Raw genomic sequence first — 13,004 nt, 5'->3', positions numbered from 1 at the left:
AATGACCGCCCATGCCCCCGAGACCCCGGCTCTCGTCATCGACGAGCGCGTCGCACTGGCCAATATCGCCCGCTTCCAGGCCCATTGCGACGCGGCCGGGCTGGCGCTGCGCCCGCATATCAAGACGCACAAGCTGCCGCTCTTCGCCCGCGCCCAGATCGCGGCCGGGGCCTGCGGCATCACCGTGCAGAAGATCGGCGAGGCGGAGGTCATGGCCGATGCGGGCATCGACGACATCCTGCTGACCTACAACATCCTGGGCGTCGACAAGCTCGCCCGGCTCGCCGCCGTCGCCCGCCGGGTGGAGCGCTTCGCCGTCGTCGCCGACAGCGCGGCCACTGTCGACGGACTGGGCGCGGCGTTTGCGCGCGAGGACCGCCCGCTCTCCGTGCTGGTGGAATGCGACACGGGCGCCGGGCGCTGCGGCGTGCAGACGCCCGAGGCAGCTGCCGGTCTTGCCGCGCGGATCGATGCGACCGACGGCCTCGCCTTCGGCGGGCTGATGACCTACCCCGCCCCCGGCGGCCAGAGCGCAGTGGAGACCTTCATGCGCGATGCAAAGGCGCTGATCGAACAGGCCGGCATCGCCTGCCCGACGATCACCAGCGGCGGCTCGCCCGACATGTGGAAATCGGGCGGCGGGACGGTCGTCACCGAGTATCGCGCCGGCACCTATATCTACAACGACCGCTCGCTGGTGGCGGGCGGGGCGTGTGCGCTCGATGACTGCGCGCTTACCGTCGAGGCAACGGTGGTCAGCACGCCGACACCGGCCCGCGCGATCCTCGACGCCGGTTCCAAGGCGCTGTCGTCGGATCTTCTCGGCCTCACCGGCCACGGCACGATCCTCGGGCATCCGGATGCCGCCATCGTGACGCTCAGCGAGGAACACGCCATCGTCCACACCGCGGGCGAGAACGAATTCGCCATCGGCCAGCGCGTCGCCATCGTGCCGAACCACGCCTGCGTCGTGACCAATCTTTTCGATTTTGCCTGGCTGAAGGGCGAGGACGGCGTGCTGCGCCGCATCGACATCGCCGCGCGCGGCAAGCTCACCTGAGGCGGCCTCCACCGGACCTGCCAGTCCCGGCCCGCAGCGACACCCGTCAGGCGACCGGGATCATGTCCCCGGGCCAGTCGGCGGGCGACGGCGGCAGCAGCGCGTAGTCACAGCCGAGCGTGGATGCCAGCAGGTAGCGCTTGGGGTCCCGACGCCCGGTCGAGAGCTCGATCACACGCCCCAGACCCGGGCCGCCAAGCACGCAGGCGGAGACCTCGCCGGTATCCGGTCCCATCACGAGCGGCGCGCCCCAGAGCCGCCTGACCAGCTTGCCGAGCGACAGTGCGGCCGGATCGATCACCTCGATGTCGCGATGCGCGAGCCAGTCCGCGATCTGCGGCCACGTGGCAAAGAGCCTCGCCGCGCGCTCCGCGCCGCCTTTGCACAGAAACACGGGACGTACCGCTGACGATCCGTCTAGCGAATAGACATCCGAGATCCGCTGCCACAGACGTTCGTAGACATCGCGCCGCAACAGCGGACGGTCGACCCGATAGACGGTCTCGGTGCGCGTGACGCGGCGCGGCTGCATCAGCTCGATCGGCCGGGGCCTAAACACCCCATCGTTGATCGCATCCTGAAAGGGATCGGTCATCGCCATGGAAACCGGCACGATCACCAGCAGGTCCCGCGGCAGATCCAGCGCATCGAGACTGAAGAAGCGCGGCAGGAGATCGGTGAAGAAGGCGTCGAGCGACGTGTCGCCGCCACCATGAAGAACGACAACCGGCTCGCGCAGCATCGGGCGCAGACGCAGGAACCGCGTGAGATCGGGATGCGTGCGCCGAACCGGAAGCAGCTCGCGCACGGGCGCTTCCGTTGCCCATTTGCCGTCGAAGAACAGCGCGCCGGATCTCGGCTCGACATCGATCGTCCGCCCGGAGATGCGCCGGCAGGCCAGACGGTCCGGGGTTTCCGCCAGACGGGACACCGGTTCGCGCAAGGCCTCGGGCGCTGCGGTCAGCACGGCGGGCGGGATCGGCATCGCCTCGTCGGCGAGCGTTTCCACACTGCTTCCGGAAAGATCGGTAAGCGGCCAGAACGGCACCAGCAGCCGGCTCACCAGCCCGCGATAGACCCGCTGGCGCGCGGCGACCTCCAGTCTGACCAGCCAGGCACGCAACGCTAGCGTCGTCACAGCAAGACACCTATAAGGCATTGGAACGGAATATGCGCCTCACGCTTAGAAGCGGGACCGCGGGAAAGCAAGCATGGATCGAGACATCTTCAATCTGAACGTCTTCACCAATGTCGCCTCCCCCGATCCGGCACATTGCCTGGCGCAACATGCGGTTCGCTCGTTTCACGAGGTCTTTGCAGCCGGCACGACACGACGCATCGTCACACGCGTCTTCATCGACGCCAATCCCCACCCTCAGACGCTCGAGGCATGGAAGGCGACGATCCGAGACGCCCTTCCCGACGTCCCCTTCGAGTTCATCGCGACCGACGGCCTGATCGACGGATTCGCGCGCTCCCTCGAGATCTGCGAAGGCGCATACGCCATGCAGCTCGAGCATGATTTCGTCTTCATGAAGAGCCGCATCACCCACACGCTCGACGAGATGCTCGCCTGGATGGGCGCCCATGAGGTCAACTACCTGCGCTTCAACAAGCGCACCAACAAGCCCGCCGTTTACGACCTGGCGCTGGAACCGCGCGGCGACGCCGACTTCCCGGTCTGCCGGGTGAGCGGGCGCTCCAACAATCCGCATATCATCGACATGCACTACTATCGCGAAATGGTGCTGCCGCACCTGCGCCGGCCCGACGGCTCGACCTGCGGGCTGGAAGGCGGCATGTGCCGGATCGTCGGCGGCGGCTATATCTACGGATCGCTCGGCCTGCCGCGCACGGTCGACCATCTCGACGGACGCATGCTGCGCTTCAAGGACGCGATCCGCAGGAACCTCTATCTCGCGCGGCAGAAACGCTCGGCGTGAAACTCAGGTTCGAGCGCCGCCACTCCGCAGGCAAAAGGAAAAGACTCGTGCAGCTCAAACTCGATGAGGTCGCCAAGCGCTACGGGCTGGAAACGCGCGGTGTCGTGCACGTCGGTGCGAACGAAGGTCAGGAAATAGACGCCTATCTCGAGGCCGGCTTCTCGCGTTTCAAAATGTTCGAACCGCTGCACGGTCCCTTCGCGAAGCTGACGGAGAACGTCAAGGCGCGTGAGCATCTCGCCGCATTCGAGCTATTTCAGGTGGCGCTCGGCTCGTCGCCGGACAGAGCGAACATGTTCGTCGCCAGCAACGGCGGAGCCTCCAGTTCGCTTCTCAAGCCGATCGCCGGCAAGCGCTCGATGAAAAACATCGACTTCGACGCAAAGGAGACCGTCGAGGTTCAAACGCTGGATCGCTACATAGACCGCGACAACGACTTCAATTTCCTCGTGCTGGATACGCAGGGTTTCGAGAAGGAGGTTTTGCTTGGATCGAAGGAGACGATCGGGACTTTCGATGCCGTGATCTGCGAAATCAACCGAGACATCACTTACCACGCGTCAGCGACGATTACGGATATCGACAGGATCATGGCGGGTTACGGCTTCACGCGCATGGAAACGCACTGGGTCGGGCGCGGCTGGGGCGATGGCGTCTACATTCGCGACGCTCTCGTTCCCGAAGATGCCGAACAGATAGAAACGGACAGCAAGAAGCCGCGATCCAGAATCAAAAAAGTGCTTTATCGCCTTCTGCGGCGAAGCTAAGGAACGCGACGCGAACAGGGCTGTCAAAGAGGCGCTACCTCCATTGCGCCACCAATCTCGGCACGGCCATCGCTGTGCAGAACTCGAAGGACAAACCATGAGCTCACCGACCCCGAAGCTCAAATTCGATCAGATCCGCCAACGATGGATCGAAGCGGCACTCAAGAACCGGCCCAACGGTTCGAGCGTGCTCGATGTGGGCGCGGGCGAGTGCGCGAACCGTGTCTATGCGCGGCACCTCGACTATACGTCGCAGGACATCGCGCAATATGACGGCTCGGGCGACGGGGCGGGCCTTCAGACCGGACAATTCGACTTCTCGGAGATCGATATCGTCTGCGATCTTCTGGATATTCCCGAGGATCGGAAATTCGATACCATCCTTTTCATCGAGGTGTTGGAGCATGTTCCCGACCCTGCCGCAGCGCTGGCGAAACTCGGCCGGCTGCTAAACAAGGGCGGGGAACTCATCCTCACCGCGCCCTTCTGCAGCCTCACGCACTTCTCACCCCATTTTTACTGCACGGGGTTTTCGCGCTACTTCTACGAAACCCACCTTGAGAAGGCCGGGCTGGACATCGTCGAAATGACAGCGAACGGCAACTACTTCGATTGGCTCTCGCATGAGACGGGACGCGTGCCGCGTCTCCACAAACGCTATACGAACCGGCGGATCGGCCCACTGGGTCGCGGACTTCTGTGGCTGACGCGCGCCTATCTTCGTCGTATCTCCGACCTGGAAAAATCATCCGCAGCGGCGAGTTCCTCGGAGCTTCTGACGAATGGATATCTGGTAAGGGCAACGCCGAAATGACCCTGGACCTTTTCCGCAGGCACGAAAAGGCGCCCGCCATGACTGGCGAGCGCCGAACCCAATGACCAAAAAACAGAGCTTTAAACCCTAAAGCGCCAGATACTCGTGACGCAGGTCCTCGTTGTCGAGAACCTCCTGGGCAGTGCCGTCGAAGACGATCTCGCCCATGTCGAGGATCAGCGCGCGGTCTGCGAGATGCAGGGCGGCGATGGCGTTCTGCTCGACGATGATCGTGGTCATGCCGAGCGCCTTGATCTCCTCCAGCGTGCGTTCGATCTCCTGCACGATGACCGGCGCAAGCCCCTCGTAGGGTTCGTCGAGGAGAAGCAGTTTCACGTCGCGGGCGAGGATGCGGGCAAGCGCCAGCATCTGCTGCTCGCCGCCCGACAACGTCGTACCCTCCTGCGTCCGGCGCTCGGCAAGCCGGGGAAACAGTTCGTAAATCCGCTCCAGCGACCAGCCGTGCGGCGGGGCGATCTGGGCAAGCTTGAGGTTTTCCTCAACCGTCAGCCCCTGGATGATGCGCCGGTCCTCCGGGACCAGACCGATGCCGTTTTGCGCCGCCTGATACGATTTCATCTCGTGCAGCGGCTTGTGGTCGAGCCACACCTCACCGTGCCGAACCTCAGGATTGTCGACGCGGGCGATGGCGCGCAATGTCGAGGTCTTGCCCGCGCCGTTGCGGCCCAGGAGCGCGACGATCTCGCCCTCACGCACGTTGAAGCTGACGCCCTGCACCACATAGCTTTCGCCGTAATAGGCGTGCAGATCCCAGACCGAAAAATAGGCCCGTTGACCGCCCTGCGCCTTTTTCGGCGGAACGCCGGGCGCATGCCCCTTCCAGGGGTCGTCAGGAATCAGGCCGCCACCCGCTTGAGCGGCTTTCGGCTCGGCCGGCGATGTCTCGTTCATAGGTGCGCCCCTCCCAGATAGGCTTCCTGAACCTTCGGGTTGCCTTTGATCTTGCCCGGCTCGTCCTCGACGATCACCGTGCCCTGCGCCAGCACCGAGATCCGGTCGGCGAGCGAGAACACCACATGCATGTCGTGCTCGATGACGACCATCGTGATGCCGCGCTTGGCGATCTGCTTCAACAGGTCGATGGTGTTGTTGGTGTCGGCCCGCGCCATGCCGGCGGTCGGCTCGTCGAGCAGCAGAAGCTTGGGCTTTTGCACCAGGCACATCGCCAGTTCCAGCCGCCGCTTGTCGCCGCGCGAGAGCTGTCCGGCGATATGGTCGGCCTTGGCGTCCATCCCCAGTTCGGCGAGCATCGTCATCGCCTCCTCGCGGATTTCCGCCTCGTCGCCAACGCTCATCCAGCCGTTGATCTTGAACGAGCCGTCGCGCCGGGCGAAGGCCGGGATCATCACGTTTTCCAGAAGATTCAGGTCGGCGAAGATCTCCGGCGTCTGGAACACGCGGCTGACGCCTGCCTGGTTGATCTCGAAAGGCTGAATGCCCAGCAGCGACCGGCCGTCGAACATCACCGTGCCCGTGTCGGGTTCGAGCCGGCCGACGAAACAGTTGAGCAGCGTCGACTTGCCAGCCCCGTTCGGCCCGATGATGGCGTGAACGCTGCCCTCGGCAATGTCCAGATTGACGTCGCTCAGCGCCTTCAGGCCGCCGAAGCGCTTGTTGACGCCCTTGACTTCAAGAATGCCCATGACGCCTCACTCCGCCGCCGACGGCGCCGAGGCCGCCGCGGTCTTGTTCTTGTCCTCGGGCGGCTTGCGCTTGAAGAGCCCCGCAATGCGCTGTCCGCCCTCCACGATCCCGCCCGGCAGGAAGATCACCACCAGCATGAACACGATGCCGAGCGTCAGGTGCCAGCCCTTGCCGATGAAGGGATAGACAATGGCGACGACGAAATCCTCCAGCCCGTCGGGAAGGAAGGAAAACCACTGGTGCAGGATGTTGTCGTTGATCTTGGAGAAGATGTTTTCCAGGTATTTGATCACGCCGGACCCGAGCACCGGTCCGATCAGCGTGCCCATGCCGCCGAGGATGGTCATCAGCACCACCTCGCCGGAGGCGGTCCACTGCATGCGCTCGGCGCCCGCGAGCGGATCCATCGCCACCATCAGCCCGCCGGCAAGACCGGCATACATGCCTGAGATCACGAAGGCCGCCAGCGTGTAGGGACGCGGGTTGAGGCCGGTGTAGAGCATGCGCTGCTGGTTGGATTTCACCGCCTTCAGCATCACGCCGAAAGGCGAGCGGAAAATCCGGATCGAGACATAGAAAGCGATCAGCATCACGATGGCGCACAGATAGTAGCCGGCGTTGAAGGTGAAGAGCCAGCCGCCCATCGCGATCTCGAAGCCGTCGCGCATGGTGATCCCGAAGAAGTTCGTGAGCGGGATCGAGCCGTCCGCCGTCTGGCTGATGCCGAGGATGCGCGGGTCGTCCAGCGCAAGCTGCAGGCCGGTCTCGCCGTTGGTGATCGGCGTCAGCACCGAATAGGCCAGCGCGAACGACATCTGCGCGAAGGCCAGCGTCAGGATCGAGAAGTAGATGCCCGAGCGACGCAGCGAGATATAGCCGACCAGCAGCGAGAACAGCCCGGCGAAGATCACCGAGACGATGATCGCCGGCACGACGTTCATCGTCAAAAGCTTCATCATCCACACGCCCGCATAGGAGCCGACGCCGAGGAAGGCGGCATGACCGAAGGACAGATAGCCGGTCAGGCCGAAGAGAATGTTGAAGCCGATGGCGAAGATCCCGAAGATGACGAAGCGCTGCATCAGGTCCGGATAGCCCGCGTTGAACTGGGCGAGTTCCGAGCCTTCCGGGAAGGGATTGAGGATAATCGGCGCGAAGAGCGTGATCGCGATGACGATCGCGAACAGCAACGCGTCTCTCCTGTTCAGTCCGAGCATGACGTTATCCCTCCATCACGCCCTTGCGACCAAGAAGGCCGCGGGGACGGGTCAGCAAGATGATGATCGCCACCAGGTAGATGATGATCTGGTTGATGCCGGGCAGCAGGCTGACGACCTGCGCCATGGAGGCAAAGGATTCCAGGATGCCGAGCAGGAAGCCGGCCGCCACGGCTCCGGGCAGCGACCCCATGCCGCCGACGACCACCACGACGAAGGACAGCACCAGGAAGTCCATGCCCATGTGATAGTTTGGCGAATTGATCGGCGCATACATCACCCCGGCGAGACCGGCGACACAGGCCGCGATCGCGAACATGATGGTGAAGCGGCGGTCGATGTTGATGCCGAGCAGGCCCACGGTCTCGCGGTCCGCCATGCCGGCGCGCACCACCATGCCGAAGGTCGTGTACTGCAGGAAGGCGAAGACGCCGCCGATGATCAGGGCGGCGAAGGCGAAATAGACCAGCCGCCAGTAGGGATAGATGATCACGCCCGGATCGAAGCCGAGCAGCATGCCGAAATCGAAGCTGCCGGTGAACGCATCCGGCGCCGGCGTCGGGATCGGATTGGCGCCGTAGAAATACTTGATGATCTCCTGCAGCACGATAGCGAGGCCGAAGGTGACCAGGATCTGGTCGGCATGCGCGCGCTTGTAGAAGAACTTGATCAGTCCGCGCTCGATCGCGACGCCGACGGCCGCCATGATCGGAATCGCGAAGAGGATCGCCAACGGCACGGACCATTCGATCATCGCACCGCCGATCTCGGGCCCGAACCAGCTCTCCACGTACGGCGTCTTGACCTTGAGCGGATTGCCGAGGAAGTCGGTCCGGCTCGGGTCGATCGATTCAGAAGACAGCCGCAGAATGCCGTTGAGGGTGACCGCGCAGAAGGCGCCCAGCATGAACAGCGCGCCATGCGCGAAATTCACGACCCCCAGGGTGCCGAAGATCAGCGTGAGCCCGAGAGCGATCAGCGCATAGGCACTGCCCTTGTCCAGTCCGTTCAGGACCTGCAGGATGATTGCGTCCATTGTCGTATCCGTGTTGGCGAAGCAGCCTGAAAAGACGAGGGAACCGGCTGCGCGCATGGCGCAGCCGGACCGTCGTTGCGCAAACCCCGGGGATCAGGTGCCCGGGTTGCAGGACCCGAGCTGTCCGCCCGCGAACTGCGGGTGATCGGGCGGATAGGTCACCTGGGCGACCGGCGTCACTTCGACGATCTCCAGAAGGTCGAACTCGGACGTCGGGTTTTCCTTGCCCTTCACCACGAGCACGTCCTTGAAGCACTGGTGGTCGTCGGCCCGGTAAAGCGTCGGACCGTTGCCCAGTCCGTCGAACTCGAAGCCTTCCAGCGCCTCGACAACGGCGCAGGGGTTGAACGAGCCGGCACGTTCCACCGCATCCGCATAGAGCAGCGCCTGCACGTAGCAGGTATGCGCCGCCTGCGAGGGCGGGAACCCGTACTTCTTGCCGAAGGACTGCACGAAGGCGACAGAGCCCTCGTCTTCCAGCGACCAGTGCCAGTTGGTGGAGCCGAAGATGCCCTTGACGTTCGCGCCGGCGCCCTTGGCCATCAGGCGCGAGTAGAGCGGCACGACGATCTCGAAGTTCTTGCCGTTCACGACACGGTCGCGCAGGCCGAACTGCACGGCGTTGGTGAGCGAATTCACCATGTTGCCGCCGTAGTGGTTCAACACCAGCACATCGGCGTCGGACTGCAGGACCGGCGCGATATAGGAGGAGAAGTCGGTCTGGGCGAGCGGGGTTTTCACGGCCTCGACCGTCTCCCAGCCCATGGCCTCGGTGGAGGAGCGCACGGCTTCCTCGGTGGTGTAGCCCCAGTTGTAGTCGGCCGTCAGGTGATAGGCCTTGCGGTCGGTGCCATAAGCGTTCTTCAGCACCGGCGCGAGTGCCGCACCCGACATGTAGGAGTTGAAGAAGTGGCGGAAGCCGTTGGCCTTCTTGTCCTTGCCGGTGGTGTCGTTGGAGTGCGTCAGGCCGGCCATGAAGATCACGCCCGCCTCCTGGCAAAGCGCCTGCACCGCGACCGCCACGCCCGACGAGGACCCGCCGGTGATCATGACGGCGCCGTCCTTCTCGATCATCGACTTGGCCGAGGCGCGCGCCGCATCGGACTTGGTCTGGGTGTCGCCCGTGACGTATTCGACCTTCTTGCCGAGAATGCCGTTGCCCTTCAGCGCCTTCGACGAGAAGGTGCCGAGCATGCCGCCGTCGCCGCCACCGTTGAGATGCTCAACGGCAAGCTCATAGGCGCGCAACTCGTCGGCGCCCTCGTCGGCATAGGGACCGGTCTGCGGAACGTTGAAACCGAGCGTGACGGTCGACCCCGTCGGCTCGTTGGTAAAGGCATGCGCATTGCGGATAAGAACGTGCGGCGCGGCAAGACCCACACCCGCGGCGCCGGCAGTCTTGATGAGACTGCGACGGCTGATTGGTCGCTTTATCATGAAATTTCTCCTCCAGCATTTCCCTATGCCCGCCGTTTTTCACGGGCCTTTTCTTGGGATGAAAGCGAACGCAACGTCACTTTCGATCCGAGCCATCAGGGTTTCGGAAACACCAGAAGATCGCAACTCTCTTTTAGTATAATACGCCGTTTAAACGGCTTCGTTTTTTATCCGAAATCGACACCGAACAATCATATCGTATTAGATGCATATATTTTATTGTGCGATGCAGCAATATACTTATTGTTTCTGTAAACAATGCACAAAATTAGTGCACAAACGGGTTTTACATCATAGTCAGGCTGAATTTTCGCAAATCAACTCTCTCAAATCGGCATCGGTACTACAAATAAACAACAGGGCGAAAGTTCATGACTTGTGGAAACGAAAGCCGGACGCCAGGAAAGCCGGATTCTAGGCAGGATTGCCAAGCCAGTGCTGCCCGCCGCCGGCGTTTGCGCCTGGCGGCGGCGCCCGGTTCAAAGCGGCGGCGTTGCCAGGGATGCCGACGAACGCCCCTTTGCCTTTCGCTCCGCGTCCAGTTCCGCGATCTTCAGGTCGATATGGCTACGGTCGAGCAGGCCGGAGACATTGTCCGCCGTCGGCAGGGTTTCGGCCACATGCAGGAAGCGCTCGCCGGCAACCGCCAGGAGCCGGCGCAGCTCGGCAAGCGGATCGCCATGATCGTCGGCGCGGATGTCGAGCCAGGGATAGGCCTCGCCATGGGTGATCCGAAGGGCCGCCGACTGCTTGCCGCGCTTGTCGCCGCCGGCGGCCTCGCCCGCCTCCATCGCCCGCAGCAGGCGCTCGGCAAGATCAAGCTCTGCCCCGTCCTGATAGGCGGCAAGCGTCGCCTCCAGCACCTCTGGCCCGGCCAACATGTTGCCGGCGACCGAGACGTTGTCGGCGACCAGATGCCCGGCCCAGTCGACGCATTTCTCGCCCGTGAAAGCGGCATTGCGCCCTTGCGCATCGATCACATGCATCTGGCGGGAATGGCGGCCGGCATCGCGTCCGGTCACCGCCTCCATCACCGTTTGCGCGTCATGGCCGCTCTTCAACATGTCGAGACCGTCGGTGCCGTAGAGCGGACTGACGAAGGCCTGCGTGGCGATCGCGCCGGCCTGACCGTGCATATGCGGCACCAGCGCGCCGACGGCGAAGAACCGGCTGGCAACCGCGACGCCGAAGGCGCCGGTGCGCGGATCGCGCGCGACAATCGAATAGGTCATCCTCGTCTCCTTTTCGCTGCGGCCCAGCCTTAGCGCCCGATGGCATAGGCCTGCATCAGCCGAGGCGTCGCCGCCGCCTTCAACAGGCCGTCGGCCTCGCGTTTGGCCGCGGTCAGACGCCCGATGGTCCAGGGCGGCGCCACGTCGAGGATATGGCCACGGGTGCGCAAGGCATTCAAAACGCCCTCGCCGAAGTTCTCCTCCACCATCACATGGCCCGGCGCGCGCTTGCGCGGATGGAAGGAGGCCGGGAAATGGGTGGTGTGGAACAGCGGCATGTCGATGGCCTGCTGCAGGTTCAGATCGTGATGCACCAGCCGCAGGAACAGCGAGAGCTGCCACTGGTCCTGCTGGTCGCCACCGGGCGTCCCGAAGGCAAGCATCGGCTTTCCGTCGCGCGAGGCAAGGCTCGGCGTCAGCGTCGTGCGCGGCCGCTTGCCCGGCGCAAGCGAGGTCGGCAGGCCCGGCGTCATCAGGAACATCTGCGCCCGCGAGTTCAGGCAAAAGCCAAGACCCGGAATGATCGGGGAGGACTGCAGCCAGCCGCCCGAGGGCGTCGAGGAGACCATGTTGCCCCAGCGGTCGATGACGTCGATATGCACCGTATCGCCGCGCCGCTCCGACAGATGCGCCATCGTCGGCTCGTAGACGCCCTTGTCCGAAACCCCGAGCGCATCGATGGCGGCGCTTGCGCGCGCGCACTGGTCCTCGAAACCGGGCACGGTGCCGGGCCGCAGGCTGAGGGATGCCTGCAGGCCGATCAGCCTGCGACGCTCCGCGTTGTAGGCGTCCGACAACAGGTGCTCCATCGGCACCTCGGCGAAATCCGGATCGCCGTAATAGACCTCCCGGTCGGCATAGGCGAGCTTCATCGTCTCCGTGACAAGATGGACAAAGTCGGACCCGGCCGGATCGAGCGAGCCGACATCCATGCCCTTCAGGATCGCCAGGCTCTGCAGCAGCACCGGCCCCTGGCCCCAGGGCCCGGTCTTGGCGACGCTCCAGCCGTGATAGTCGTAGGTCAGCGGCGCCTCGACGCCGGCCTGCCAGCCGGCCAGATCCTCGCCGGTCATCACCCCCTTGTGGCGCTGGCCGCTGCCGTCCATCGCCTCGGTTTCGCGCAGGAATGTGTCGATCTCCTCGGCAATGAAGCCGCGGTAGAAAGTGGCGCGCGCCGCCTCGATCTGCGCCTCGCGTCCGGACACGGATTCCGCCTCGCGCAGCAGACGCTTCCAGGTTTCCGCCAGAACCGGGTTCTTGAACAGCGCATGCGCCTCGGGCGCGGAGCCGCCCGGCAGCCAGGTGGCATGGGACGTGGGCCAGTGCTCCTTGAAGAAGCCGCCGAGCCCCTCGATGGTCGCGCTCACGCGCGGCAGCACCGGATGGCCGGCCTCGGCGTAGTGGATCGCCGGTTCGAGCACCTCGCGCAGCGGCAGGCTGCCATGGTCGCGCAGCATCACCATCCAGGCGTCGAAGGCGCCCGGGATCACCGTCGCCAGCAGACCGTCGCCGGGAATGAGGTCGATGCCCTCCGCCTTGTAGCGTTCGATGGTCGCGCCCGCCGGCGCGCCGCCCTGGCCGCAGATCACCTCGATCCGGTCCTGGCCCGCGTCATAGACGATTGCCGGCATGTCCCCGCCCGGTCCGTTGAGGTGCGGCTCGACGACCTGCAGCACGAAGCCGGTGGCCGCGGCCGCGTCGAAGGCATTGCCGCCGATCTCGAGAATGCGCATGCCGACCGCCGAGGCGATCCAATGGGTCGAGGTGACAACGCCGAAGGTGCCCTGGATTTCCGGACGGGTGGTGAAGGTGGACATCGAAGCTCCCGAAATT

At 64.1% G+C, this 13,004-nt stretch carries 12 protein-coding genes; 4 read left to right on the top strand and 8 right to left on the bottom strand.

Going from position 1 to position 13,004, the window contains the following annotated elements; all coding sequences use genetic code 11:
* The first annotated feature begins 1 nt into the window (after position 1).
* Positions 2–1,060, top strand: coding sequence for an alanine racemase (locus tag LC092_RS07065; RefSeq protein ID WP_224805747.1), 1,059 nt, complete (start codon positions 2–4; stop codon positions 1,058–1,060).
* A gap of 46 nt (positions 1,061–1,106) precedes the next feature.
* Here the strand turns inward: LC092_RS07065 and LC092_RS07060 are convergent, their stop codons facing one another.
* Entirely contained in the window at positions 1,107–2,198 is a 1,092-nt protein-coding gene (locus LC092_RS07060; RefSeq protein WP_224805746.1) for a glycosyltransferase family 61 protein, read from the bottom strand.
* Between the two features lie 73 nt (positions 2,199–2,271).
* Here LC092_RS07060 and LC092_RS07055 point away from each other — a divergent pair, with 73 nt between their 5' ends.
* The 3 genes from LC092_RS07055 to LC092_RS07045 all read left to right on the top strand — a co-directional run bounded on the left by LC092_RS07055 (position 2,272) and on the right by LC092_RS07045 (position 4,584).
* Complete coding sequence (locus LC092_RS07055; protein WP_224805745.1) at positions 2,272–3,003, top strand: hypothetical protein; 732 nt, start codon at positions 2,272–2,274, stop codon at positions 3,001–3,003.
* 47 nt (positions 3,004–3,050) lie between these two features.
* Complete coding sequence (locus tag LC092_RS07050) at positions 3,051–3,770, top strand: FkbM family methyltransferase (protein ID WP_224805744.1); 720 nt, start codon at positions 3,051–3,053, stop codon at positions 3,768–3,770.
* A 97-nt stretch (positions 3,771–3,867) separates the two neighbouring features.
* The gene (locus tag LC092_RS07045) at positions 3,868–4,584 is read left to right on the top strand and encodes a class I SAM-dependent methyltransferase (protein WP_224805743.1); all 717 of its coding nucleotides are present in this window, start codon (positions 3,868–3,870) and stop codon (positions 4,582–4,584) included.
* Positions 4,585–4,671: 87 nt separating this feature from the next.
* Here LC092_RS07045 and LC092_RS07040 read toward each other — a convergent pair whose 3' ends face one another.
* From LC092_RS07040 to LC092_RS07010, 7 genes are all read right to left on the bottom strand, one after another.
* A complete protein-coding gene (locus LC092_RS07040; RefSeq protein ID WP_224805742.1) occupies positions 4,672–5,496 on the bottom strand; it encodes an ABC transporter ATP-binding protein in 825 nt (274 codons plus the stop codon).
* Positions 5,493–6,248, bottom strand: coding sequence for an ABC transporter ATP-binding protein (locus LC092_RS07035; protein WP_224805741.1), 756 nt, complete (start codon positions 6,246–6,248; stop codon positions 5,493–5,495). The genes LC092_RS07040 and LC092_RS07035 overlap by 4 nt, the downstream gene beginning before the upstream one ends.
* Positions 6,249–6,254: 6 nt before the next feature.
* Positions 6,255–7,466: a branched-chain amino acid ABC transporter permease gene (locus LC092_RS07030; protein ID WP_224805740.1), complete on the bottom strand. Its 1,212-nt coding sequence runs from the start codon at positions 7,464–7,466 to the stop codon at positions 6,255–6,257.
* 4 nt (positions 7,467–7,470) lie between these two features.
* Positions 7,471–8,502 carry a branched-chain amino acid ABC transporter permease gene (locus LC092_RS07025; protein WP_224805739.1) on the bottom strand — a complete coding sequence of 344 codons (1,032 nt, stop codon included), beginning with the start codon at positions 8,500–8,502 and terminating at the stop codon, positions 7,471–7,473.
* A gap of 93 nt (positions 8,503–8,595) precedes the next feature.
* On the bottom strand, positions 8,596–9,939 hold the full coding sequence (locus tag LC092_RS07020; RefSeq protein ID WP_224805738.1) for a substrate-binding protein: 1,344 nt from the start codon (positions 9,937–9,939) through the stop codon (positions 8,596–8,598).
* A 479-nt stretch (positions 9,940–10,418) separates the two neighbouring features.
* The gene (locus tag LC092_RS07015) at positions 10,419–11,171 is read right to left on the bottom strand and encodes a DUF1028 domain-containing protein (protein WP_224805737.1); all 753 of its coding nucleotides are present in this window, start codon (positions 11,169–11,171) and stop codon (positions 10,419–10,421) included.
* 29 nt (positions 11,172–11,200) lie between these two features.
* Positions 11,201–12,988 (bottom strand): gamma-glutamyltransferase family protein, encoded by a 1,788-nt coding sequence (locus tag LC092_RS07010; RefSeq protein ID WP_224805736.1) that lies wholly within the window; start codon positions 12,986–12,988, stop codon positions 11,201–11,203.
* Positions 12,989–13,004: the final 16 nt, after the last annotated feature.

The organism is Stappia stellulata (assembly GCF_020176715.1).
In the GTDB taxonomy this organism is placed as follows: Bacteria; Pseudomonadota; Alphaproteobacteria; order Rhizobiales; family Stappiaceae; genus Stappia.
The sequence above is the reverse complement of the archived record's forward strand: the minus strand, read 5'-3'. Positions and strand labels throughout refer to the sequence as shown.